The following is a 24,956-nucleotide window of genomic DNA, read 5'->3' on the forward strand; positions in this document are numbered from 1 at the left end:
GTGGCCTTACAGGGTGCGCTGGAACAGTTCGCGGCCGATCAGCATGCGGCGGATCTCGGACGTGCCGGCGCCAATCTCATACAGCTTGGCATCGCGCCACAAGCGGCCGGTCGGGTATTCGTTGATGTAGCCGTTGCCGCCGAGGATCTGGATCGCCTGGCCGGTCAGCCAGGTGGCCTTCTCGGCGGCGTACAGGATGGCACCGGCGGCGTCCTGGCGGGTGGTGCGCCCCTGGTCGCAGGCACGTGCCACGGCATAGACATACGCGCGGCAGGCACCCAGGCCCACGTACATGTCGGCGATCTTGGCCTGGATCAGCTGGAAGCTGCCGATCGGCTCGCCGAACTGGTGGCGCTCGTGCACGTACGGCATCACCACGTCCATCGCCGCAGCCATCAGGCCCAGCGGGCCACCGGACAGCACCACGCGCTCGTAGTCCAGGCCGGACATCAGCACGCGCACGCCACCGCCAACCTGGCCCAGCACGTTCTCTTCAGGAATCTCGCAATCCTGGAACACCAGCTCGCAGGTGGGCGAAGAACGCATGCCCAGCTTGTCCAGCTTCTGCGCGGTGGAAAAGCCCTTCATGCCCTTCTCGACCAGGAACGCGGTGATGCCCTTGGCACCGGCGTCCATGTCGGTCTTGGCGTAGACCACCAGCACGTCGGCGTCCGGGCCGTTGGTGATCCACATCTTGTTGCCGTTGAGCACGTAGCGGTCGCCGCGCTTGTCCGCACGCAGCTTCATCGACACCACGTCCGAACCGGCGCCCGGTTCGCTCATCGCCAGCGCGCCCACCTTGGCGCCGCTGCACAGGTCGGGCAGGAAGCGCTGCTTCTGTTCCTCGTTGCCGTTCTTGCGCAGCTGGTTCACGCACAGGTTGGAGTGCGCGCCATAGGACAGGCCGATGCCGCCGGACGCGCGCGAGATCTCTTCCATCGCCACCACGTGGGCCAGGTAACCCATGCCGGTGCCGCCGTATGCTTCTTCCACGGTGAGGCCCAGCAGCCCCTGTTCGCCCAGCTTCGGCCACAGCGCCAGCGGAAACTGGTTGCTGGCATCGGCCTCGGCGGCCAGCGGAGCGACCTCGGCGGCGGCAAAATGGGCCACGCTCTGGCGCAGCAGGTCGATGTCTTCGCCAAGATCGAAGTTCAGGGATGGCACGTGCATTGTGGTGGCTCCACGGCGGGATGGCAGGAATGGACGCACCCGGCGGGGGAGTGGGGGGCGGTCTGCAGGACCGCCACCCACACGGGCGATGGCCCCAGCGTAGCGGGGTTCGGTTAAGAAGTGAATACGAATTCAAAAATTGAAAATAGAATCAGAACATGGCTTATAAACGCTCTGCATTGATGGAAGAACGCCTGGCGGGCGCCCGTGAACGGATCCTGCTGGCCACCCGCGAGCTGGTCGCCACCGGCGGCTGGCGCAATGCCCCGGTGACGGCCGTGGCGACCCAGGCCGGGGTGTCCACCGGCCTGATCTATCGCCACTTCCCGTCCAAGGCAGAGCTGTTCGTGGAAGTCCTCAATGCCGCCGTCGCCCACGAGGTCGCGATCATGGAGCGCATCGCCAGTGGCCCGGAGGCGGCCAGCGAGCGGCTGCGGCTGGCGATCACCGCCTTCGTCCGCCGTGCCCTGGCCGGGCCGGGGCTGGCGCACGCCTTCATCGTTGAGCCGGTCGACCCGGACGTGGAAGCCGAGCGCATGCGCGGTCGTCGCGCCTTCGGCGACGTGTTCCTGCGGCTGGTGGAGGAGGGCGTGGCGGCCGGTGAGCTGCCGGCGCAGGACGCGCATGTGGCCGCCGCCTGCCTGGTGGGTGCCTTCACCGAAGCGATGGTCGGCCCGACCGCGCCCAGCCGCGAAGCGCACCGCGACGAAGACGCGCTGGTGGACGCGATCTGCAGCTTCTGCCTGCGCGCGATCGGCGCCCCGGCAATCCGGTAGCGCCGGCCGCTGGCCGGCTTCTGTTGCTCGGGTCAGATCCCTTTTGCGGCGCAAAAGGGATCTGACCCCATCCCCGACCCCATCCCCCGGCATGCTGCGCCGCATCAGCAGTGACGCCTGTTGTCGCACGCAAAGTGCGTTCTATACTCGGCCCATCACGCAGTCGCTCAGCCGTGGTCCAACGACTATCAGCCAGGGGTAACGAAGAGTGCGGAATTACGATCTGGAGTTCCTGAAACGCTTCTCCATGGTGATCGCGCTGCTGGCGACCATCACCCTCGGCCTCATCCTCCTTGCCGCCTACATCCACACCCGGATTCCGCCCGAGGTGTCGCCGACCGCAGCCAAGCGCACCGAACAGCGCATCTCGCCCACCGGCGCGGTCTATGCCGGCAGTACCGGCGCCGCCGCGCAGGCCGCAGCCAAGGCCGCCGCGCTGGCCAAGGCCGCGTCGCAGGTGGCCTACGGCGGCACCAAGGATGGCAAGGTGATCTTCGACAACCTGTGCACCGCCTGCCACACCACCGGCGTGGGCATGGCACCGACGCTGGACCATTCGCACTGGGACAAGCGCATCGCACAGGGCAAGGACACCCTCTACAAGCACGCCATCGAGGGTTATACCGGCCCCGACGGCGGCATCATGCCGCCCAAGGGCGGCAACCCGGCCCTGACGGAAGAACAGATCCACGCCACCGTGGACTGGATGCTGGCCAATCTGAAGTAAGCGGTAGTGCCGGCCGCTGGCCGGCAACCACACATCGCACGAAGGTCATGAGGTTGCCGGCCAGCGGCCGGCACTGCCCAGGCTTTGCCCACCAGGGTCAAAACCCCGCTGCGCAGGCGGGGTTTCGCATTTCAGGGTTAGTCTGTGCGCCCTCTTCCAAGGAATTGCCCGTCGATGCGCCGCCGTTCCCTCGCCCTTGCCCTGTCCCTGCTGCCGGCCAGCGCCTTTGCCCAGGCCCAGCCGCAGGCCGCACCGGTCGCGCCACCCTCCGCCGCGCGCAGCAGCGCCACCGTGGTGCTGACCGCCGCGCCGGCCGACTGGCGCGCGCTGGATGGCCAGCGCGTGCGCATCGCCGCACCGCTCACCCTGGCCGGCACCGATGGCCTGGAGCGCTTCGGCCAGCTCACCGTGGCCTTCGATGGCCGCCTCTGGCAGCCGACCGAAGTGGCCGCGCCGGGCACCGCCGGCTACGAGCAGGTGATGGCCGACAACCAGCGTCGTCGCCTGGTGCTGGACGATGGCAGCGATGCCCGCGATCCGGCCAGCGTGGCCTACCTGCCGGGCAACCCGGTGCTGCGCACTGGCATGCAGCTGCGCAATGTGGAGGGCATCGTGCGCGTGGATGCACAGGGCCGTCCGCGCCTGCGGGTCGAGGGTGCGCTGAAACTGCCGGAACTCAAGCGTCCGGCGGTGCCGACGGTGCCAGGCAGCCTGCACGTGGCCGCCTTCAACCTGGAGAACTTCTTCAACGGTGATGGTCAGGGCGGCGGCTTCCCGACCCTGCGCGGCGCCCGCACGCTGGACGAGCACAAAGCGCAGGTGGCCAAGCTGGTCGCCACGGTCAACGCGCTGGGCGCCGACGTCGCCGCGCTGATGGAGCTGGAGAACGACGGCTACGGACCGCAGTCGGCCATCGCCGAACTGGTCGATGCGCTCAACCGTGACCGCGGCGCGCAGGGCGACTGGCGCTTCGTCGATGCCGGCAACGGCCCCGGCGACAACCCGATCCGGGTCGGCATCATCTACCGCAGCTCACGCCTGCAGCCGGTCGGCACGCCGGCCACGTTGACCGGCGGCCCGTTCGTCGAGCACAGCCGCGTGCCGCTGGCGCAGGCCTTCCAGGGCAAGCAGGGCGCGCCGTTCGTGGTGGTGGCCAATCACTTCAAGTCGAAGGGCTGCCGCGACGCAAGCGGCGCCGACGCCGACCGCAACGACAACCAGGGTTGCTGGAACGCCACCCGCGTGACCTCGGCGCAGCAGCTGCATGCCTGGCTGCAGACGGATCCGACCGGTACCGGTACAAAGGACGCGGTACTGCTCGGCGATTTCAACGCCTACGCGATGGAAGACCCGATCCGCACCCTGCACGACCTGGGCTGGCAGGACGCGTTCAAGGTCGTCAAGGTCGAGCATCCCTACAGCTACGTCTACAACGGCTACACCGGCCGCCTTGACCACGCGTTGCTCAGCCCGGGCATGGCCAAGCGCCTGCGCGGTGCCGCCGAATGGCACAGCAACGCCGACGAGCAGGACGCCAGCGGTTACCAGGGCCGCAACGTGCAGGGCCCGTGGCGCAGCTCCGACCACGACCCGCTGCTGCTGGGTTTCGACAAATAACCCTCAAAGCCGGGGTCGGAGCCCATTCCGTGGGAATGGGATCCGACCCCGGGGCAATGGTCGCGTCAGGGGTCGGATCCCATTCCTACGGAATGGGCTCTGACCCCGATGCACATGCTCACCCCCAGGCGATCAAGCCGATCGCCAGCACCGCAAGCGCCAAACCGGCACGGTTCCACTTCGTGGTGGCCTCGCCGAAGGCAAACACGCCCACCAGTGCACCCAGCATCACCACGCCGATGTTCATGCCGGCGAACACGGTGGCCGGGTTGTCCGGCATCGACTGGTGCGCATGCACATAGAACAGGATGTTGCTGCCATTGAGCAGGCCCAGCAGCGCACCCGCGCCGAGGTTGCGCCAGGCCAGCCGGCTGCGGCCACTGACATGCCGCCACAGCTGCAGGGCCAGCATCAGCACGAAGGCCACGCTGAAGCTGGCCAGCACCGCCGCCATCGACGGCGTGCCCGACAGCGCCACCTGCTTGAGCAGCACGTCGACCACCGCAAACCCGGCCCATACGCCCAGCAGCCAGCCCCAGCCGCCGGGCGAGGACGCCACCGCCGGGCCGCGCGGGCGCAGGCTGATCGCCACCATGGCGACCAGGCCCAGCGCCAGGCCGACCAGCTTCCACGGCGTCGCGCTCTGGCCGAAGAACAGGAAGGCGGCAGCCAGTGACAGCAGCAGCGACAGGCGCTGCGCCACATCGCTGCGCACGATGCCGGCCACCGCCACTGCGCGGCCCAGCACCAGGAAGATCGAGGGCAGCACCACCGCCAGCGCCAGCAATGACAGCCACGGCGCATGCGGCGCGCGCAGCGCATCCAGCGGCGGCTGCAGCACCACCGCGGTGAGCGTTGCCGCCACCAGATAGTTCCAGGTGACCATCTGCGCGACATCCAGCTGGCGGCGTCCAGCCACCTTCAACATCACCGAAACCAGCACGCTGCAGATCACGGCCAAAGACAGGTAGAGCATGGGGCGGGCACAGGGCAGGGGCGGGGGACGGTATCATGGTGCCATGCACAAGCCCTCGTTCCCCGTCGCCCCCGGCGAAACCGCCTGTCTCCAACTGGATGGCCCGGCCGGCCCGCTGGAAGTGGTCGTCGACCTGCCCAAGGCCGATGTGCCGGTGCAGCCGATCGTGGCCATCGTCTGCCATCCGCTGTCCACCGAAGGCGGCACCCTGCACAACAAGGTGGTCACCATGACCGCCACCACCCTGCGCGAGCTGGGCATCGCCACGGTGCGCTTCAACTTCCGCAGCGTCGGCGCTTCGGCCGGTACCTTCGATGGCGGCGTGGGCGAGCAGGATGACCTGAAGGCGGTCGCCGCCTGGGTGCGCAGCCAGCGCCCGGACGACCGCCTGTGGCTGGCCGGTTTCAGCTTCGGTTCGTTCGTGTCGCTGAAGGCGGCTGCCGCGCTGCAGCCGGAGGCGCTGATCTCGATCGCGCCACCGGCCGGCCGCTGGGACTTCGATGGCATCGTACCGCCGGCGCGCTGGCTGGTGATCCAGGGCGAGCAGGACGAGATCGTCGACCCGCAGGCTGTCTACCAGTGGCTGGATACGCTGGACTTCCCGCATGAGCTGGTGCGCATGCCCGAGACCAGCCACTTCTTCCACCGCAAGCTGATCGACCTGCGCGGCGCGCTGACCCACGGCGTGAAGCATTGGCTGGGCGCGGCGGCATGAGTGCAACCGAGTTGACCCCGTCGCAGCGGTACGCGGAAGGGGTCGCCCGTGGTGACTGGCAGGACGACCCGGCCCAGCATGCAGCGCTGGCCGAGCTGGACCGCATCCACCTGGGCCTGCTGGACAGTGCCGAGGACGGCTGGCTGGACCGCCTGTCCTCGTTCTGGAAGAAGCCCGAGCCGGTCAAGGGCCTGTACTTCTGGGGTGGCGTCGGCCGCGGCAAGACCTTCCTGGTCGACCTGTTCTACGACGGGCTGCCGATCAAGCAGAAGTACCGCACGCATTTCCATCGCTTCATGCGCAGCGTCCACGAGCGTCTGCGCGAGCACCAGGGGCAGAGCGACCCGCTGGCGAAGATCGCCCAGGAGTGGCGCAGCAACCTGCGCGTGCTGGTGCTGGACGAGTTCTTCGTCACCGACATCGGTGATGCGATGCTGCTGGCGCGGCTGCTGGAGCGCCTGTTCGCCGAGGGCGTGACCCTGGTCACCACCTCCAACACCGCAGTGGAGAACCTGTACCTCAACGGCCTGCAGCGCGAGAGCTTCCTGCCGGCCATCGGCCTGTTGCAGCGCTTCTGCGTGGAGCTGTACGCAGAAGGCACCGAGGACTACCGGATGCGCGCGCTGACCCGCTCGCCGGTGTACCGCGCACCGTTGGCCGCCGACAGCGACGACTGGCTGGCCACGCGCTGGAGCGAACTGAGCGGCGGCCAACCGGCCAGGCCCGGCAACATCGAGATCGAGGGCCGCAAGATTCCGGTCCGCGGCCGCGGCAAGAGCATCGCCTGGTTCGATTTCGCCGCGCTGTGCGAGGGCCCGCGCGGGCCCTCGGACTACATCGAGATCGCGCACGAGTTCAACACGGTGCTGCTGGGCGGCATTCCGGCCTTCGATCGCCTGAACGAAGATGCCGCGCGCCGCTTCGTCAACCTGATCGACGAGTTGTACGACCGCCACGTCAACCTGGTCTGCACCGCCAGCACCTCGCCGGTCGAGCTGTACACCGGCCAGCGCCTGCAGGGCGCGTTCGAGCGCACCGCCTCGCGCCTGATCGAGATGCAGAGCGCCGAGTACCTGGGCACCCCGCACCGGGCGTGAGGGTAGTGCCGTTTGTAGAGCCGGGCCCACGCTCGGCTGCTTTTCGGCACATCATTCAGAAGCAGCCGAGCGTGGGCTCGGCTCTACAACAGCACGGCGCGGCTATCGGGTGGGCGCAACCGCGCTCCCCAACGGCCGCTCATCCGGCCCGGCCGACACATGCGGCCTCGCGTTGCTGCCCGGCGGGTGATCCCGACGTCCACCGGATGCCCACCACCTATCCACAGGGTTGTCCCTAGCCAGTTTCATCACTGTCATGTGAAGCTGTCATTGTTCCGTTTCCGCGGTGCGTTGTGCCACCGCAGTGACGCCTTTCGGGCTTGACTGCGCAGCCCGTTCCGGCAGGTCTGAAGCGTCTGATCCGGGCGCCGTCGGCACGATCCTTGCGGCGCAAGGGATTGCCGAATTTCACTACATTTGGCGTTGACGGACCCCACTACCCCCACTATCTTGTGGCCGTCGGTCGCAGCAACCCCAGGTCTGGGGGTTGGCAGCAGCACCCATCCGCGATCGTCAACGGCAGTGGCAGGCGCAGGGTCTCATCCCCTGCGACGCCGTCCTGCCATCCTGGGCCGTCATGTCCCGGGCTGCGTCACCCCGATGCATCGAGCACCCCCAATCACGCCAAGAGGACATACGCCGTGAGCACCGAATCCAGCGCCACCATCGAGAAGGAAAGCGAGTTCCTGTTGACGTCGCCGCCGACGGCCAACGCGATGAGTGTGACCAAGCGCAACGGGACCACCGAGCTGGTGGACCTGAACAAGATCGTGCGCGCGGTGCAGCGTTCCTCCGAAGGCTTGCACGCCGTCGATCCGATGCGCGTGGCCACCCGCACCATTTCCGGCCTGTACAACGGCGCCACCACCCGCGAGCTGGACGAACTGTCCATCCGCACCGCCGCCCTGCTGATCGGTGAAGAGCCCGAGTACGGCCGCCTCGCTGCGCGCCTGCTGGCCAACTACATCGCCAAGGAAGTCTCGGGCCAGGAAATCTACGCCTTCTCGCAGTCGGTCAGCCGCGGCCATGAAGTCGGCCTGATCAACGACCGCCTGCTGAACTTCGTGCAGACCAATGCACGCAAGCTCAACGACGCCATCGACGGCGCGCTGGACCTGAACTTCGATTACTTCGGCCTGCGTACCCTGTACGACCGTTACCTGCTGCGCCATCCGCACACCCGCAAGGTGATCGAGACCCCGCAGCAGTTCTTCCTGCGCATCGCCAGCGCGCTGAGCGAGGACGTGTCCGAGACCCTGGCGCTGTACAAGCGCATGGGCAACCTGGACTACCTGCCATCCAGCCCGACCCTGTTCAACTCCGGCACCACCCACGAGCAGCTGTCCTCGTGCTTCCTGCTGGACTCGCCGCAGGACTCGCTGGAGTCGATCTATGCCAAGTACGGCGACATCGCCCAGCTGTCGAAGTTCTCCGGCGGCATCGGCGTCAGCTACACCCGCGTGCGTTCGCGTGGTTCGCTGATCAAGTCGACCAACGGCCACTCCAACGGCATCGTGCCGTGGCTGAAGACCATGGATTCGTCCGTGGCCGCGGTGAACCAGGGCGGCAAGCGCAAGGGCGCAGCCTGCGTGTACCTGGAAACCTGGCACGCCGACATCGAGGACTTCCTCGAACTGCGTGACAACACCGGTGACGAAGCCCGCCGTGCGCACAACCTGAACCTGGCCAACTGGGTGCCGGACCTGTTCATGAAGCGCGTCGAGGCCGACCAGGAATGGTCGCTGTTCGATCCGCGCGTCGTGCCGGAGTTCACCGACCTGTTTGGCGAAGCCTTCGAGGCTGCCTACCTGCAGGCCGAAGCCCAGGGCAAGGCCAACCGCACCATCTCCGCGCGCAAGCTGTACGCCCGCATGATGCGTACGCTGGCCGAGACCGGCAACGGGTGGATGACCTTCAAGGACAAGTGCAACCGCGCCAGCAACCAGACCCTGCGTCCGGGCAACGTGATCCACCTGTCCAACCTGTGCACCGAAATCCTGGAAGTCACTTCCAACGATGAAACCGCAGTGTGCAACCTGGGTTCGATCAACCTGGGCAACCACTTCGACGAGCACAACGAGTTCGACTTCGAGAAGCTGGCCGAGACCGTGCGCCTGGCCGTGCGCCAGCTCGACCGCGTCATCGACCTGAACTTCTACCCGATCGAAACCGCCCGCCGCGCCAACCTGCGCTGGCGTCCGGTCGGCCTGGGCTGCATGGGCCTGCAGGATGTGTTCTTCCGCAAGCGCCTGCCGTTCGACAGCGCCGAAGCCCGCGCGCTGTCGAAGAAGATCGCCGAAGCGATCTACTTCCACGCGCTGGAAACCTCCTGCGAGCTGGCCCAGGAACGCGGCAAGCACCCGTCGTTCAACGACACCCGTGCCGCCAGCGGCGAACTGCAGTTCGATGCCTGGAACGTGGTGCCGGAAGACACTGCGCGCTGGGATGCCCTGCGTGAGCGCATCAAGGAACACGGCCTGCGCAACTCGCTGATGATCGCGATCGCGCCGACCGCGACCATCGCCTCGATCGCCGGCTGCTACGAGTGCGTCGAGCCGCAGGTGTCCAACCTGTTCAAGCGCGAGACCCTGTCCGGTGACTTCCTGCAGGTCAACCGCTACCTGGTCAACGAGCTGAAGAAGCTGGGCCTGTGGACGCCGGAAATGCGCGATGCCATCAAGCTGGCCGAAGGCTCCATCGCCGGCGTGGCGCAGATCCCGGAAACGCTGCGCGAGGTCTACCGCACCGCGTGGGAACTGCCGATGCGTTCGCTGATCGACATGGCCGCCGAGCGTGGCGCCTTCATCGACCAGTCGGCCTCGCTCAACCTGTTCATGGAAAGCCCGAACATCGGCGCGATGTCCTCCATGTACATGTACGCCTGGAAGCAGGGCATCAAGACCACCTACTACCTGCGTTCGCGCCCGGCCACCAAGATCGCCAAGACCACGGTGAGTGCCGCCGCACCGGCCAAGGTGTTCAGCCCGGACGAAGCCATCGCCTGCTCGCTGGAAAACCCGGAAGCCTGCGAGGCCTGCCAGTAACACGCCGCGCGGTGGGTGCCGACCGTTGGTCGGCACTCGAACACCTCGCACCTGTAGAGCCGAGCCATGCTCGGCTGCAGCACGGAAACACCAAGGTAGCGCCGGGCCATGCCCGGCGTTTTGACCCGAGAATTCAAGGAAACACCCATGGCCGACAAGCCCAAGCAGATGCTGCTCGATCCCGGTTTTGAACTGACCCTGCGCCCGATGCGCTACCCGCAGTTCTATGACATGTACCGGAATGCGATCAAGAACACCTGGACGGTGGAAGAGATCAACTTCCAGATCGACATCACCGACCTGCACAGCAAGATGTCGCCGGGCGAGCGCCACCTGATCCACCGCCTGGTCGCGTTCTTCGCCACCGGCGACTCGATCGTGTCCAACAACCTGGTGCTGAACCTGTACCAGCACCTCAATGCGCCGGAAGCGCGCATGTACCTGTCGCGCCAGTTGTATGAAGAAGCGCTGCACGTGCAGTTCTACCTGACCCTGCTCGACAACTACCTGCCGGACCCGGAAGAGCGCGCCAAAGCGTTCTCGGCGGTGGAGAACATCGACTCGATCAAGAAGAAGGCCGATTTCTGCTTCAAGTGGATCGACTCGATCCAGGACCTGACCCGCATCGAGACCCGCGAACAGCGCCGCCAGTTCCTGCTCAACCAGATCTGCTTCGCTGCCTGCATCGAAGGCCTGTTCTTCTTCGCTGCGTTCGCCTACGTGTACTACTTCCGTTCGCGCGGCCTGCTGCCAGGCCTGGCCTCGGGCACCAACTGGGTGTTCCGCGACGAAAGCGCGCACATGGAGTTCGCCTTCGAGTCGGTGCGCGTGGTGCGTGAGGAAGAGCCGGACCTGTTCGACGATGAAATGAAGCAGCAGGTCTACGACATGCTGGCCGAAGCCATCGAATGCGAAGTGCAGTTCGCCGAGGACGTGCTGTCCGGTGGCGTGGCTGGCATTTCCACCCGCGACATGCGCCAGTACCTGCAGCACTGCGCCGACCAGCACTTTGCCAAGCTGGGCATGGAAAAGAAGTACAACGTGCGCAACCCGCTGCCGTTCATGGAACTGCAGGACGTGCAGGAACTGACCAACTTCTTCGAACGCCGCGTCTCGGCCTACCAGGTCGGCGTGCAGGGCGAAGTCGCCTTCGACATGAACTTCTGATCGAACCGGTCAGGCCTGTCGCAACGAAAGACCCCGGCCGATGCCGGGGTTTTTTGTTGCGCGCCTGGCTTTTGTAGAGTCGAGCATGGCTCGACTCTACGATCAGCGCCGCCCTTCCACCGCCATGCGCACCGCCAACCCGGCCAGCACCGTGCCCATCAGCCAGCGCTGCACCCTCTGCCAGGTGGGGCGCGCGGCCAGGAAGCCGGCGATGCTGCCGGCGGTCAGCGCGATCAGGCCGTTCACGCTGACGCTGACAAGGATCTGGGTGCAGCCCAACACGATCGACTGCATCAGCACACTGCCTTCGCTGTCCGGATGCAGGAACTGCGGCAGCAGCGACAGGTACATCACCGCCACTTTCGGGTTCAGCAGATTGGTCAGCAAGCCCATCGTGAACAGTCTGCGCGGGCTGTCCTGCGGCAGCTCGCGCACCGCGAACGGCGAACGGCCGCCGGGCTTCAGCGCCTGCCACGCCAGGTAGAGCAGGTACAGCGCGCCACCGATGCGCAGCGCCTCATAGGCGAACGGCACGGTCATCAGCAGGGCGGTGATGCCCAGCGCCGCGCACAGCATGTAGAACACGAAGCCCAGCGCCACCCCGGCCAGCGAGATCAGCCCGGCGAGCGGCCCTTGGCAGATCGAGCGCGAGATGACGTAGATCATGTTCGGCCCGGGCGTGAGCACCATGGCCAGGGAAACCAGCGCGAAGGCCAGCAGGTCGGAAAGTGCGGGCATGGGCGGTCCTGGCAGTGGGCGTGGCGCAGTGTAGCGCCGCCTGCACGGGGCCTGGCTTAAAATTGACGGACCCCACACCGAAGCACCCCCATGACCCCGATCCCCGACACTGTGCCGCCCACTGAAGTGCGCATGGCCGAAATCGTCTTCCCCAACCACACCAACCACCTCGGCACCCTGTTCGGTGGCCAGGCATTGGCGTGGATGGACAAGGCCGCCTTCCTGGCCGCCGCCCGCTATTCGCGCCGCACCGTGGTGACCGCGCGCAGCGACCAGGTCGACTTCAAGCTGCCGATCCGCATCGGCCAGATGGTGGAAACCATCGGCCGCATCGTCGAAGTCGGGCGCAGCTCGATGAAGGTCGAGGTCGAACTGGTCGCCGAGGACCTGCACAGCGGTGAGCGCAAGCTGTGTACCCGCGGCCACTTCGTGATGATCGCGCTGGACGAGGACGGCCACCCGATCGCGGTGCCGCCGCTGCCGGCCGCCTGAGCCGGCGCTTGCACGGGCGCTGCGGCGCCCCCATCTGGCAGCCATGACCTCGCCGCTGACCGACTTCATCGACCGCGCCCAGCGCCTGTTTGTGCTGACCGGCGCCGGTTGCAGCACCGCCTCGGGCATTCCCGACTATCGCGATACCGACGGCCAGTGGAAACGCACGCCGCCGGTGACCTACCAGGCGTTCATGGGCGAAGCGGGTACCCGCCAGCGCTACTGGGCGCGCAGCCTGCTGGGCTGGCCGCGCTTCGGCCTGGCCCGGCCCAACGGTACCCACCAGGCCCTGGCCGCACTGGAAAACAGCGGCAAGCTGCAGCTGCTGCTGACCCAGAACGTGGACGGCCTGCACCAGCGCGCCGGCAGCCACAAGGTGATCGACCTGCATGGCCGCCTGGACCGGGTGCGCTGCATGGGCTGTGAGCGCCGCAGTGGCCGCGAGGATTTCCAGCAGCGGCTGCTGGAGGCCAATCCGGGCTGGGATGCGCTGGATGCCGGTATCGCGCCCGATGGCGATGCCGATCTGGAGACCGATTTCTCCACGTTCGTGGTGCCCGATTGTCCGTACTGCGGCGGCCTGCTGAAGCCGGATGTGGTGTTCTTCGGCGAGAACGTGCCGCGTGAACGGGTGGCGGCGGTGCACGATCACCTGCAGCAGGCCGACGCCGTGCTGGTGGTGGGCTCGTCACTGATGGTCTATTCCGGCTTCCGCTTCGTGCAGGCGGCCGCGAAGGCAGGGTTGCCGGTAGCGGCGCTGAACCGAGGCCGCACCCGAGCCGACGACCTGCTGTTGTTCAAGGATGAGCGGGACTGCGCTGAAGCGCTGGCCACGTGGGCTGCGCGCTGAGCCGAGCACGGGCTCGGCTCTACCAGGGGCGAGGGCTTCTGTAGAGCCGGGCGCACGCTCGGCTGCTGCAGGTCACGCGAAACAGCGATCCATCCAGATGGTTGATCCGCGAGCCGCGCAGCGGTGCAATACGCACCCCCTACGTCGTTCATCACCGTCTTGAGCCAGCTGTTCTCGCCGATCTCGTTCGGCCCCCTGACCCTGTCCAACCGCATCGTCATCGCGCCGATGTGCCAGTACTCCGCCGAGGACGGCCGCGCCAGCGACTGGCACGCCATGCACCTGGGCAACCTGGCGCAGTCCGGTGCCGGCCTGCTGATCCTGGAAGCCACCGCCGTCGAACCGCGCGGCCGCATCAGCTGGGCCGACCTGGGCCTGTGGGACGATGGCACCGAGGCCGCGCTGGCACAGGTGCTGGCCAGCGTCCGCCGCTGGTCGCCGATGCCGTTGGGCATCCAGCTCGGCCACGCCGGTCGCAAGGCCTCGGTGAAGCGCCCGTGGGACGGCGGCGGCCAGCTGCCGGCCGATGATGCGCGTGGCTGGGCCACGGTCGCGCCGTCGCCGCTGCCGTTCCATGCCGCCGATCCGGCACCGCAGGAACTGGACGAGGCCGGCATCGCCGAGGTGATCGCCGCCTTCGCCGCCAGTGCGGTGCGCGCCGAGCGCCTGGGCTTCGAGCTGATCGAGCTGCATGCCGCGCACGGCTACCTGCTGCACCAGTTCCTGTCGCCGCTGAGCAACCGCCGCACCGATGGCTATGGCGGCTCGCTGCCGAACCGCCTGCGCCTGCTCGTGGAAGTGTTCGACGCGGTGCGTGCGGCGGTATCGGACAGGATCGCCGTGGGCGTGCGCATTTCCGCCAGCGACTGGGTCGAGGGTGGCTGGGATCTGGTGCAGAGCGAAGCACTGGCCCAGGTGCTGGACGCGCGCGGCTGCAATTTCCTGCATGTCTCCAGCGGTGGCCTGGACGAACGCCAGAAGATCACCGTCGGTCCCGGCTACCAGGTGCCGTTCGCCGCGGCGATCAAGGCCAAGGTACGCATGCCGGTGATCGCGGTGGGCATGATCACCGAGCCCGAGCAAGCCGAATCGATCCTGCGCCATCGCCACGCCGATGCGGTAGCGCTGGCACGCGGTATCCTCTACGACCCGCGCTGGCCGTGGCACGCTGCTGCCGCATTGCGCGACAGCGTGGAGCCGGCGCCGCAGTACCTGCGCTGCGAGCCGCGCGATGCGCGTGGCGTGTTCAAGGCGCGCTGACGCAATCTGCGAGCGCATTGTGACACTTCAGGATGCAGGGAATCTGCGTGACGGCGAGTTGCGGCATAGCCTGTCGCAACGAACTAGGAATGATTGCGGATACTACTTTGTGTGAATGACACCTCATTGCGCTGGGTGCGGACATTGCAACGTTGAGCTGCACACATGGGTGTGCAGCCAATGGAGAAACGCAATGAAACCCATGATGCTGATGGTTCTGCTCTCGGCTTTCTCACTGCCCCTATCAATGCCTGCCGTCGCAGGTGATGACGCCGCGAGTGTCACCGGGGCGGAGAATGTTTCGCTCATGCACGCCCCTGTGAACTCGCGGGGGCGGCTTGATCTTCACATGATCGAGCTCTCTCCCGAATCCCCACTGATGTTGCTTTCACCCCTTGCGCGCAAGCAGTTTGTCGATTCGCTGGTGTTTGGAGATCGCGGACTGGCCAGCTTCAGCTACGAGCCCATCGTCTCTGAACTGAGTGCAGGTGAAGCCTATCGGCTCCTGTCACTCTTCGGGGCACAGCGCGCAATTGTGCACATCCCGGGATTGCGGAAGGAGTCGGAAGCGGATCATGTGGTCGTGCGGTCGGCCAATCCAAACCCGGTATTCGAAGATTATCCGGGCTACGCCTGTTCAGGGCGTGCGACCTGTTCAACCTCCATGAGCAGCATCTGCATGTCGAGTTGCTGATCGCATGATTGGTCGCATGCTGCTTTGGTGTTTGCTGCTGCCCACAAGTACGTGGGCAGCAACTCCAGTAGACGCTCAACTGCGTGAAATGGACCGGGAGATGTTGGCCGCTGGCGCTTCAGACCGAGTCGAGAAGCTGGTGGATGCCTATTCGTCATGGGAGTCTTCCAGATCTTCAGGGGATGGTTGCGGCAGTTTGAGCGATCTGGATCTTGAGGCCGCGTTCCGCGCCAGCTTCTACATCTCAATGTACGTTGGAGACGAGAAATGGCTTGGCAAAGTGCGATGCATTCATGCAGAACTGGGGCGGAGAGGTATTGCCACAGAGACAACGCACCGGAAAATGCACGCGGTCCTGGTGCAGGTTCGACATTTTGCTGAGGCCAATGAGCTGCGTGAGAGGGCGTCATTGCGTGTAGATGAACTTCCCGAGATAGAGCGGAACGCACCCGACCAGCGGGCGTTCTCCACCCTCTTTCGGGTGGGAAGCTGGAATGGCGGCGCTGGACGTACAGGGAGGGAATGGAGGTGGTCGTCTATGTCAGTCCGGCATGCGCTCCCTCGCGACGCGCGATGCAGGTGATCCTGAACGAACCAGAATGGATATGGATTCGATCCAGCGTGCGCTTTGTCGTGCGTCGGTCTCCTGCGTGGCCGCAGCCGGGTGTGAGCGAGTGGAACAGAAGCAATCCCTCTCATCCCATGCTGCTCCAAGCGGGGCCGCAGGGCTGGAAAGAACTGGATGTCCATGAAACTCCGGTATTCCATGTCTTCAGGAATGGCCTGCGCCTGCGCACCCTGACAGGATGGGCAGAGGCCAGTGCTCACCTGATGCGCCTGAAGGAGAGTTTCTGACCGCGAAGGCCCTCCGCTCCTCCCCGTCACACCCGCCAGGCCGGCGCCATGCCGGCCTGCAGATGCTCGAACAGCGCGCGGATCTTGGCGGTGAAGTCGCGGCGGTCGCTGACGCAGAAATAGACCTCCATCGGCTCCGGGCGCCACGCCGTGTCGGCGCCGAACACCGCCTGCAGGCGGCCGTCGCGCAGGTAGGGCTCGGCCACGAACGCAGCCAATCGTGTGATGCCGGCACCGGCCGCCGCCAGCGACGCCAGCGCATCGATGTCATCGCAGACCATGCTCGGCGGCAGCGCGGCGTCTACGCGCTGGCCGTCCTTCAGCAGGCCCCAGCGCAGCGGCCGGCCATCGGTGGGGAAGCGGTGCAGCAGCCCGCGATGGCTGCCCAGGTCCGAGGGTTCCTGCGGCGTGCCATGGGTCTTCAGGTAGGTTGGTGAGGCGCAGAACACGAATGGCACGCGCGCCAGCTGCCGTGCGACCACACCGTCCTCCAGCTGCGCGCCGATGCGGATGCTGGCATCCACCGCCTCTGGACCATGCTGCACGGCGCGGTCGGTCAGGCGCAGCTCCAGGTGCAGTTGCGGGTAGCGCTGCTGCAGTGACGGCAGCAACGGTGCCAGCACGTGGCGGCCGAAGGCGCTGCTGCTGGCGATGCGCAGGGGACCGGCCGGTTCGATATCACCGGCAGTCACCATCGCCTGCGCGCGCGCCAGGTCGCCCTCGATGTGGCGCACCTGCGCCAGGTACAGCGCGCCGGCCTCGCTGAGGGCCAGCTGGCGCGTACTCCGGTTCAGCAGCCGTACGCCCAGATGCGCTTCCAGTCGGTTGATGTTCTGGCCGACTGCGGTGGCGCTGATGCCAAGGATGCGGGCCGCGGCGGCAATGCTGCCGGTCTCTGCGGTGCGGGTGAAGCTGCGGATCAGTTGCAACAGGTTCATGACCGACCAGCTTGCCACGGTGATGGCCAAGTATCGCTTGGGACTGAACCAAGCGGTTCGGTTGCATCGGTGATCATCCGGCTGCTGGGCAGGAAGCTGCCCTACACTGTGGAGATGCGCCCCGATTCCATCCTCACCCTGTCCTGCCCCGACCGTACCGGTATCGTCTACCGAGTGTCCGGCCTGCTGTTCGACCACGGCTGCAACATCCTCGACGCCCAGCAGTTCGGCGATGAGGAGAGTGGCCGCTTCTTCCTGCGCGTGCATTTCGACCGCGATGCCAGCCTGCTGCTGGAGACCGTGCATGCCGCGATGGCCAAACTTGCCGAAGGCTTCGGCATGGACTGGCAGCTGCATGATGGGCGCCGCCGGGCACGCCTGCTGGTGCTGGTCAGCAAGCAGGGGCACTGCCTCAACGACCTGCTGTTCCGTGCCCACAGCGGCCAGCTGAAGGTCGATATCGCGGCAGTGGCGTCCAACCACGCCGACTTTGCGCCATTGGCCGCGTCTTACCAGGTACCGTTCCACCACCTGCCGGTGACCGCCGATACGCGTGCGGTGCAGGAGCAGCAGATCATCGACCTGGTCGAGCGTGAGCGCATCGACCTGGTGGTGCTGGCGCGCTACATGCAGATCCTGTCACCCACGCTGTGCCGCGCGCTGGCCGGCCGTGCGATCAACATCCATCACAGCTTCCTGCCCAGCTTCAAGGGCGCTCAGCCGTATCATCAGGCGCACGCGCGCGGGGTCAAGATCATCGGTGCCACCGCGCACTACGTCACCGAGGATCTGGACGAAGGCCCGATCATCGAACAGGACGTGGCTCGCGTCGACCACGCCATGGCGCCGCGCGAGCTGGTGCGGCTGGGCAGCGACACCGAATCGCTGGTGCTGGCGCGCGCCGTTCGCCGCCATGTGGAGCATCGCATCCTGCTCAATGGGCATCGCACGGTGGTGTTCCGGTAATCGCCCATCCCGCGTCCGCCGGGCATGGCCCGGCGCTACCGAATCCTGATTTCATCCAATGAAAAGCCCCCGGTTCGGCCGTCCCGCGATCTGTAGGGGGCGTAGTTAGGGGGCTGGATGAATCGATTGTGTTGTTGTGGGCAGGAGCGCGCAAGCGGCATAAGCGACGTGCGCGGTAGCGCCGGGCCATGCCCGGCGGTCACGCCTCAGACGATCGCGATCCCCGCCTTGCCCAGCGCTTCGCGCACCATCGCGTCGTTGGCTTCGGTCACCGGCCGGGTCAGCTCCCACAGGAACTTCACCCGGAAGCCGGATTTCACCGCGTCCTGCGCGCTCCACAGCACGCAGTAGTCGCGTGCCAGGCCGCACACGTGCACCTCGCGGATGCGGCGCTCATGCAGCCAGCCGGCCAGGCCGGTGGCCGGGCGCTCGCCATCGGGGCCGTGGTTCTCGCGGAAGGCGCTGTACGAATCCACCTGTGGGCGGGTGCCCTTGCGCAGGATCAGGTCGGCCACGGTCCAGTCCACGCCCGGGTGCAGCGCGGCGCCATCGCTGCCCTGCACGCAATGGTCGGGCCACAGGGTCTGTGGCTGCGCGTGCAGCAGGATGGTCTCGAACGGTCGCTTGCCGGGGTGCTGGCTGGCGAACGAGGCGTGGTCGGCCGGGTGCCAGTCCTGGGTCGCCACCACGGTGCGGTAGCGACGCTGTGCCAGCAGGTCGGCAATCGGTGCCACCAGCGCATCGCCCTGGTCGCAGGCCAGCGCACCGCCGGGCATGAAGTCCGGCTGCAGGTCGATCACCAGCAGGGCGACATCGGCGGGCAGGGCAATCATGGCAGATCCACTACATCAGAAGGAGCGACCAGCGTGGCCGCCCCATGCCTGCACGTCAATCGCCCTGCGGCGCCTCAGCGTCCTGCCCGTAGTACAGCAGTCCGATCTTGATCCGTTCGCGCCCGTTCTCGCGGCGGTGGCGGTTGGCATCGCGCAGCGAGTACACGCAGCCGCAGTACTCCTGCTGGTAGAACTGCTCGCGCTTGCTGATCTCGATCATGCGGCTGGCACCGCCGCCCTTGCGCCAGTTGTAGTCCCAGTACTGCAGGCCTTCATAGCGCGACGCCGCGCGGATGCCGCAGTCGTTGATCTGCGCCATGTTCTTCCAGCGCGAGATGCCCAGCGACGAACTGATGGTGTCGTAGCCGTGCTCGTGCGCGTACAGCGCGGTGCGTTCGAAACGCATGTCGAAGCACATCGTGCAGCGGATGCCGCGCTCGGGCTCGTTCTCCATGCCACGCGCACGGCTGAACCAGTTGTCGGTGTCGTAGTCGCAGTCGATGAACGGAATGCCGTGCTGCTCGGCGAAGCGGATGTTCTCCTGCTTGCGCAGCTCGTACTCCTTCACCGGATGGATGTTGGGGTTGTAGAAGAAGATCGCGTAGTCGATCCCGGAAGCGGTGATCGCCTCCATCACTTCGCCCGAGCACGGCGCGCAGCACGAATGCAGCAGCAGGCGCTTGCCATCGGCGGGCAGGGTCAGGGTGGGGCGTTGGAACTCGGTCATCGTGGCGTGCGTCAGGGCGTGGGAGCGGTCTGGCCGGTTACCGTGAACAGGACGCGCGCGGCCACGCCGCCTGCACGTGCAGGCAGGCGATGGCCCCGGCACCCTCCCCGCGGAGAGTCCAGGTCGAATCAGGGGACGGTCGTGTCCCCCGGCCGGGGCCGGTATTCGGGCTGATGGACACGGGCCGCAGCCCACCTACTCCCTGCCGCTTCCCAGGCGCGAGCCCAGTGCTGTTGGCAGGATTCGTTTCCATTCACCGCTGCGGGGCAGCTCCGGAATGGGCGCACGAAGCGCCTTCACCGGATTCCCGTTTAACTCCCTGCCGCCATCCAGCCACGGCAGGGATACCTTCGGCGTGCCCACGGTGGACGCGTTGCCGGCGTGGGTCAAGGGGCACCGGGGTCGGAGCCCTTTGCGCTGCAACGGGATCCGACCCCGGTCGGGATGCGCCTCAACGCCCCGCCGCAGCCCGCGCGCGGATCTCATCCAAGCGCTGGTCGTGCAGCAGGCGCCCGTTCTCCCACACGGTCACCATCGCATCCTCGAAGCCGGTCGGCAGCGCCTCGTCACCGCGGGGAGGCAACGCCACCGTGTGCAGGCTGCCGTCATCCAGGCGCCGCAGCAGGCGCATGCGGCCACGCTTGCTGGTCTTGCCGGCATCGGTGACCGGGTCCTTGTAGACGTCGATCCACTCACCCTCGACCCGTGCTGCCGAGCACTTCAGCGCGAACTTCTGGGTGTCGCGGTCCAGCCGCTGCAAAAGCGCGCCGCCCATGCCGAAGGCCACGTTGTCGGCCGCGTAGCCGTCTTCGGTGATGCGCTGCAGGATGGCGCGGATCGTATCCGGGTTGATGCCATCGCCCTGGATCACCCGCACGTGGTTGAGTACGCGGTAGCCCTTGCCGTTGAGGGTGTGGCCGAATGCTTCATCCAGCCGGCGCAGGCTTTCGGCCACCACGTCCACCGGGTCACCCGAGTCGGGGCGGATGACCAGGGTGGCGCCCGAAGCGATCACTTCATCACGCAGCGTCGTGCCCCAGTGTTCACTGATCGCGCGGTAGATGTCATAGCTGTCCGACACCACTGCCACGATCGCGCCCGGCTTGCCGAACTGGCGCAGCATGTTGCGGTAGGCGTCCACTTCGCGCTCGCGGCCCCAGCTGGTGATGGTGCTGTGCTCGGCGGCGGGAATCGAATAACCGGCCATCGGTGCGTGATAGTGCGCGCGGGCCAGGCACAGGGCCGAGACGGTGTCGGTGCCGAGGAAGTTGACCAGGTGTGCGGCACCACCGAGCGCGGCCGATTCCAGGCTCGATACACCGCGGGCGCCGAAGTCGTGCAGCTTGAATGGCAGCTGCCCCTGCGGATCGTCGCTGGTCTGCTGCAGGAACGCAGCAATGGTCTGCCGTGCATGCCAGCTGATGGTGGCCACGGTGACCGGGTACCACACGCGCAGCAGCAGCGTTTCCAGGTACGACGGCACCCAGAATGCAGCCGGGTCGGTCGACTCGATCGTCATCAGTGCCTGGTGGGTGGGTACCACGCTGCCCTCGGGCACGGCACGGATGCGCACTGGCAGGTTGCCCCCGAGCCGGTCGACGATATCGCGCCAGCCGGCTTCGTTGAACGGCTCGCCATGGGCGGCGAATACCGCAGCAGCGTCGTCGATGTCAGCGTGGGTGACCGGCCGTGCCAGCGCGTCCTTGAGGATCGCCTGCAGGCCGAAGAACACCGTGCGATCGTGCAGGCCGCCACGTGATTCGACGTAGAAGAACGTGGCATCGGTACCCGGCGGGTACTGCAGCCAATGGCTGGCCTTGTAGCTGTCGGTGTTGAGGAGAAGATTATCGAGGTAGTGCATGACGGAAGCTCCTTCGCGTCGAGTGACACCAGCGGTCTATCCGCCAGTGGGGAGAGCCGGGCAGGTCAGCCGCGGCCGAGGAAATACTCCAGGATGTGCAGGTGGTCCTCGAACAGCTGCGGGCCCATGTCCAACGCCTCACTCACCGGTATCCAGCGCGCCTTGTCGGCGTCGTCGCCACCGCGCACCGGCGGCAGGTCACCGGCCGGGAATTCGAAGTGGAACCCGTGGGTGATGGTGCGGCCGCGCTGGCTGCGGTCGGGGTGGTCGAATACCTGCTGGCCCTTCAGCGAACCCTTCAGCACCGGCAGCGGAATCTTCAGACGGGTTTCCTCGCGCAGTTCGCGCAGGCAACTGTCCAGCAGGCTCTGCTCCTGGCCAACGAAACCGCCGGGCAGCGCCCACAGGCCCTTGCCGGGCTCCGAACGGCGCCGTACCAGCAGCACGTGGCCCGAATGCACTACCACCGCATCGGTGGTGACGAAGGTGGGCGCGTAGGGCGCATCCTTCCAGGCGGCCTTGTACTGTTCGATGAAGCGGTACTCGGCCACCAGCTGGGCATACGCAGGCGCGCTTTTGCGGAACGCTTCGAGCATGTCGTACACCGGCGCCGGCACATTGCCACGCAGCATCAGCAGCGCGCCGTGGAAGTCGACGTCGCCGGCTTCGAACAGGTAGCGCCGCAGCTCGGTGGCCGACAGGGTGGCGGTGTGCTGCACGTCCACCAGCGGCCATTGCGGGAACTCCCTCAGGTAGTAGCTGGAGGCATCCTTGTCCATGCCGATCAGGCCGACCTTGGCATCGGCGGCGGCGCCGTCGTTGCGCAGGGCTTCGGCCACCTGGCGCTGCACGTTGGCGATCCACTGCGCTTCGTTGTACAGGTGGTCGCGCAGCGGGCGGATCAGCAGGCGGTCGGTGTGGCCATCGAGGGCGGCCTGGATCATCACGGCGCGTTCGGCCACGGTCCAGGGATTGCGGAGGCTGCGGGGGGTATCGGCAGAGCCGACCAGGAAGATCAGCTTGCGGGCCCGGCTCAGGGCCAGGCGGGCAACGGCGGCGTGGCCGTTGTGGAAGGGCTCGAATCGCCCGATGAAGACGAGATAGTCGAATTCCATGAGAATCCCTCATGTCGTTGTGGCAGCCGCGGGTCTGTCCCTTGGCTTGCTGCAGATGCTACGCCGATGGTGGGGCCGGTCAAGCCTGCAGGCCTGCCATCTGCTGAACGCCGCAGATTCCTGCCCGGACTGCGGTGGTGTTCTCAGGCCCTGAGAAGCCGCTGCGCCATACTGGCATCCACGCGGCGGACGGCATGCTCGGGGGCAAGACGGTGGCGGACAAGTACTGCGATCTGGTCATGAAAGGCGGCATCACCAGCGGCATCGTGTACCCCAATGCGGTACTGGCGCTGGCACGCGAGTATCGGTTCAAGAGCATCGGCGGCACCTCCGCTGGCGCCATCGCTGCGGCGGTAGCGGCTGCGGCGGCATGCGGTGATCGCCGCATGCAGGCCGGCGAGCACCTGCCCGATGATGCCGGTTATGGCGGGCTGTCGGCGGTGTCGGCGCAGTTGTCGCGGCGCGGGTTCATCTACAGCCTGTTCCAACCGGCACGGGGCGCGCGCGCGGCCTATCGGCTGCTGGTGGTGCTGACCGGCAATGCCGGCCTGCCGCACAAGCTGCTGTGCCTGGCGGTGGCGGTATTCGAGATCGCGCCGCTGGAAGTGCTGGTGTCGCTGGCGCTGCTGCTCGGCCTGGGCTGGTGGGGCGGTGGCTGGAGCGGCGTGGCCGCAACGCTGCTGCCGTCGCTGCTGTGCGCCTACGGTGCAGGCGTGGCCGGAGCCGCGTTGCGCGTTGCGCGTGTGGCCCGGCGCAACCTGCTGGGCCTGTGCAGTGGCCTCGGCCGCGATGCACGTAAACCGGCATTGACCGAGTGGCTGCATGAATGCCTGCAGCAGTTGTCCGGCAAGCCGCTGGATGCACCGCTGACCTTTGCCGACCTGCACGATGCGCCGCGCTATGCCGGCGAGCCGGACAGCCCGCATGCGATCAGCCTGCAGATGATCACCACCTGCGTATCGCACAACGAACCACGCACACTGCCGCTGGGCGGCGCGCAGTTCTGGTTCCTGCGCGAGGAGTTCGAGCAGTTGTTCCCCGCCAGCGTGGTGCAGTGGCTGGTGACGCAGGCCGGCCCGCCGCTGGAGGTGGAAGGGCGCCGGTACTACCACCTGCCGCAGGGCCCGAAGCTGCCGGTGCTGGTGGCCACGCGCATGAGCCTGAGTTTCCCGTTGCTGATCAGCGCGGTGCCGCTGCATGAGCCCTCGCGCCGCGAGCGCCGCTGCGAACCCACTGCACCGGCCGCCGACCAGGAACACAACGTGGCCGACAGCATGGAAGGGCTGACCAGCGCTGGGCAGACCTGCGGCCCGGTGATTACCGCGTTCCGCATCTGCTGGTTCTCCGATGGTGGCATCAGCAGCAACTTCCCGATCCATCTGTTTGATGCCGCGCTACCGCGCTGGCCGACCTTCGCCATCAACCTGGTCTACCCGCAGCATGCCGAGGACGTGGGCCGTGGCAGTGATGGCCGACAGGCGCTGGAACGTGCCGTGTTCCTGCCCACCGAAAACCGCCACGGTTGGCAACGGCATTACCAGTCCATTGCCACGCCGCTCGCCGCAGCCGAGCTGGGGCGCTTCCTGTTCGCGGTGGTGGCGACCATGCAGAACTGGCGTGACCTGCTGCAGGCACGCGCGCCGGGTTACCGCGACCGTATCGTGCACGTCAGCCTGCAGGGCGACGAAGGCGGCATGAACCTGGACATGCCGCAGGAGGTGCTGACCCGCATCGCCGACAAGGGCAGCCTGGCGGGTGCGCGCTTCTGTTCGTTCTCGTTCGGGAACCACTACTGGATCCGCTGGCGCAACCTGGCCTCGGCCTACCAGCGCTACACGCTGGAAGTGGCGCGTACCGACGACCCGGCGCAGCAGGTGCTGGCCTACTGCGCGGCGTACTCGATGGTTGCCCGTGGCGAGCCGGCACCGCCGTCGTACAAGCTGGGCTCGGAAGACAAGCGTCGCGGCTCGCAGCAGCTGTGGGCGCAGATGGTCGAGCAGGGCCGCACATGGGAAGACCTTGGCCCGGACCTGACCGACGGCGCACCGCGCCCGCTGCCGCAGATGAAGGTCACGCCGATCTACTGACCCGGTAGTAGATCCACGCCATGCGTGGATGAACGTCCATCGAAATCGAATATTTCGAACATTCATCGAAGAGCATCCACGCATGGCATGGATCTACCGTGTCGACCAAGGTCGACACCTACCAGAGCAATACGTCGTTCCGACAGATGGAAGGAAACTGTCGAAGGCGGGGTGGTGTCGGATTGCGGGGTGTCCGCGGCATGGATGCCGCGGCCAAGCCCCCAGGGACGGGTTCACGGCGTCCCCGCAAT

At 66.7% G+C, this 24,956-nt stretch carries 22 protein-coding genes and 1 riboswitch; of the genes, 14 read left to right on the forward strand and 8 right to left on the reverse strand.

Features of this window, described 5'->3' with window-relative positions; all coding sequences use genetic code 11:
• Positions 1-6: 6 nt before the first annotated feature.
• Positions 7-1,170 carry an isovaleryl-CoA dehydrogenase gene (locus AC10QF_RS07140; protein ID WP_005420715.1) on the reverse strand — a complete coding sequence of 388 codons (1,164 nt, stop codon included), beginning with the start codon at positions 1,168-1,170 and terminating at the stop codon, positions 7-9.
• A 158-nt stretch (positions 1,171-1,328) separates the two neighbouring features.
• Between AC10QF_RS07140 and AC10QF_RS07145 the strand changes: the two genes are divergently transcribed.
• The 3 genes from AC10QF_RS07145 to AC10QF_RS07155 all read left to right on the forward strand — a co-directional run bounded on the left by AC10QF_RS07145 (position 1,329) and on the right by AC10QF_RS07155 (position 4,290).
• A complete protein-coding gene (locus AC10QF_RS07145; protein ID WP_049413500.1) occupies positions 1,329-1,946 on the forward strand; it encodes a TetR/AcrR family transcriptional regulator in 618 nt (205 codons plus the stop codon).
• Positions 1,947-2,154: 208 nt separating this feature from the next.
• The gene (locus AC10QF_RS07150) at positions 2,155-2,673 is read left to right on the forward strand and encodes a c-type cytochrome (RefSeq protein WP_005420711.1); all 519 of its coding nucleotides are present in this window, start codon (positions 2,155-2,157) and stop codon (positions 2,671-2,673) included.
• A 174-nt stretch (positions 2,674-2,847) separates the two neighbouring features.
• Positions 2,848-4,290 (forward strand): ExeM/NucH family extracellular endonuclease, encoded by a 1,443-nt coding sequence (locus tag AC10QF_RS07155; protein WP_494541979.1) that lies wholly within the window; start codon positions 2,848-2,850, stop codon positions 4,288-4,290.
• A gap of 118 nt (positions 4,291-4,408) precedes the next feature.
• Here the strand turns inward: AC10QF_RS07155 and AC10QF_RS07160 are convergent, their stop codons facing one another.
• Positions 4,409-5,266 (reverse strand): EamA family transporter, encoded by an 858-nt coding sequence (locus AC10QF_RS07160; RefSeq protein ID WP_494541980.1) that lies wholly within the window; start codon positions 5,264-5,266, stop codon positions 4,409-4,411.
• Between the two features lie 43 nt (positions 5,267-5,309).
• Here AC10QF_RS07160 and AC10QF_RS07165 point away from each other — a divergent pair, with 43 nt between their 5' ends.
• From AC10QF_RS07165 to AC10QF_RS07180, 4 genes are all read left to right on the forward strand, one after another.
• Positions 5,310-5,981: an alpha/beta hydrolase gene (locus tag AC10QF_RS07165; RefSeq protein ID WP_494541981.1), complete on the forward strand. Its 672-nt coding sequence runs from the start codon at positions 5,310-5,312 to the stop codon at positions 5,979-5,981.
• On the forward strand, positions 5,978-7,078 hold the full coding sequence (zapE, locus tag AC10QF_RS07170) for a cell division protein ZapE (RefSeq protein ID WP_065178408.1): 1,101 nt from the start codon (positions 5,978-5,980) through the stop codon (positions 7,076-7,078). Before AC10QF_RS07165 ends, zapE begins: the two co-directional genes overlap by 4 nt.
• A 641-nt stretch (positions 7,079-7,719) precedes the next feature.
• Positions 7,720-10,122 carry a ribonucleoside-diphosphate reductase subunit alpha gene (locus AC10QF_RS07175; RefSeq protein WP_053499270.1) on the forward strand — a complete coding sequence of 801 codons (2,403 nt, stop codon included), beginning with the start codon at positions 7,720-7,722 and terminating at the stop codon, positions 10,120-10,122.
• A gap of 147 nt (positions 10,123-10,269) precedes the next feature.
• The gene (locus AC10QF_RS07180) at positions 10,270-11,289 is read left to right on the forward strand and encodes a ribonucleotide-diphosphate reductase subunit beta (RefSeq protein ID WP_005420683.1); all 1,020 of its coding nucleotides are present in this window, start codon (positions 10,270-10,272) and stop codon (positions 11,287-11,289) included.
• Between the two features lie 102 nt (positions 11,290-11,391).
• Here AC10QF_RS07180 and AC10QF_RS07185 read toward each other — a convergent pair whose 3' ends face one another.
• Positions 11,392-12,027 carry a LysE family translocator gene (locus AC10QF_RS07185; protein WP_065178409.1) on the reverse strand — a complete coding sequence of 212 codons (636 nt, stop codon included), beginning with the start codon at positions 12,025-12,027 and terminating at the stop codon, positions 11,392-11,394.
• 90 nt (positions 12,028-12,117) lie between these two features.
• On the opposite strand from AC10QF_RS07185, the gene AC10QF_RS07190 reads away from it, so the two are divergent.
• The 5 genes from AC10QF_RS07190 (at position 12,118) to AC10QF_RS07210 (ending at position 16,178) form a co-directional block, all read left to right on the forward strand.
• Positions 12,118-12,519 (forward strand): acyl-CoA thioesterase, encoded by a 402-nt coding sequence (locus AC10QF_RS07190; protein WP_138953304.1) that lies wholly within the window; start codon positions 12,118-12,120, stop codon positions 12,517-12,519.
• A gap of 43 nt (positions 12,520-12,562) precedes the next feature.
• The gene (locus AC10QF_RS07195; RefSeq protein WP_494541982.1) at positions 12,563-13,369 is read left to right on the forward strand and encodes an NAD-dependent protein deacetylase; all 807 of its coding nucleotides are present in this window, start codon (positions 12,563-12,565) and stop codon (positions 13,367-13,369) included.
• A gap of 159 nt (positions 13,370-13,528) precedes the next feature.
• Entirely contained in the window at positions 13,529-14,629 is a 1,101-nt protein-coding gene (locus AC10QF_RS07200) for an NADH:flavin oxidoreductase/NADH oxidase (protein WP_494541983.1), read from the forward strand.
• Between the two features lie 193 nt (positions 14,630-14,822).
• Entirely contained in the window at positions 14,823-15,323 is a 501-nt protein-coding gene (locus tag AC10QF_RS07205) for a hypothetical protein (RefSeq protein WP_065178411.1), read from the forward strand.
• 573 nt (positions 15,324-15,896) lie between these two features.
• Positions 15,897-16,178 (forward strand): hypothetical protein, encoded by a 282-nt coding sequence (locus tag AC10QF_RS07210; protein WP_494541984.1) that lies wholly within the window; start codon positions 15,897-15,899, stop codon positions 16,176-16,178.
• 26 nt (positions 16,179-16,204) lie between these two features.
• Here AC10QF_RS07210 and AC10QF_RS07215 read toward each other — a convergent pair whose 3' ends face one another.
• Entirely contained in the window at positions 16,205-17,116 is a 912-nt protein-coding gene (locus AC10QF_RS07215) for a LysR family transcriptional regulator (RefSeq protein WP_111176984.1), read from the reverse strand.
• 114 nt (positions 17,117-17,230) lie between these two features.
• Here AC10QF_RS07215 and purU point away from each other — a divergent pair, with 114 nt between their 5' ends.
• The gene (purU, locus tag AC10QF_RS07220) at positions 17,231-18,082 is read left to right on the forward strand and encodes a formyltetrahydrofolate deformylase (protein WP_005420671.1); all 852 of its coding nucleotides are present in this window, start codon (positions 17,231-17,233) and stop codon (positions 18,080-18,082) included.
• Positions 18,083-18,288: 206 nt separating this feature from the next.
• Here purU and pncA read toward each other — a convergent pair whose 3' ends face one another.
• From pncA to AC10QF_RS07240, 4 genes are all read right to left on the reverse strand, one after another.
• Entirely contained in the window at positions 18,289-18,915 is a 627-nt protein-coding gene (pncA, locus tag AC10QF_RS07225) for a bifunctional nicotinamidase/pyrazinamidase (protein WP_095378597.1), read from the reverse strand.
• Between the two features lie 55 nt (positions 18,916-18,970).
• Complete coding sequence (locus tag AC10QF_RS07230) at positions 18,971-19,642, reverse strand: epoxyqueuosine reductase QueH (protein ID WP_069138087.1); 672 nt, start codon at positions 19,640-19,642, stop codon at positions 18,971-18,973.
• Positions 19,643-19,781: 139 nt separating this feature from the next.
• Positions 19,782-19,995, reverse strand: a riboswitch (cobalamin riboswitch).
• 98 nt (positions 19,996-20,093) lie between these two features.
• Entirely contained in the window at positions 20,094-21,503 is a 1,410-nt protein-coding gene (locus tag AC10QF_RS07235; RefSeq protein WP_494541985.1) for a nicotinate phosphoribosyltransferase, read from the reverse strand.
• A 65-nt stretch (positions 21,504-21,568) separates the two neighbouring features.
• On the reverse strand, positions 21,569-22,618 hold the full coding sequence (locus tag AC10QF_RS07240; RefSeq protein WP_069138085.1) for a bifunctional nicotinamide-nucleotide adenylyltransferase/Nudix hydroxylase: 1,050 nt from the start codon (positions 22,616-22,618) through the stop codon (positions 21,569-21,571).
• 194 nt (positions 22,619-22,812) lie between these two features.
• Here AC10QF_RS07240 and AC10QF_RS07245 point away from each other — a divergent pair, with 194 nt between their 5' ends.
• Entirely contained in the window at positions 22,813-24,705 is a 1,893-nt protein-coding gene (locus AC10QF_RS07245; RefSeq protein ID WP_494542009.1) for a patatin-like phospholipase family protein, read from the forward strand.
• Positions 24,706-24,956: the final 251 nt, after the last annotated feature.

It is taken from the genome of Stenotrophomonas maltophilia complex sp. Om-AH-Sm3, assembly GCF_059337855.1.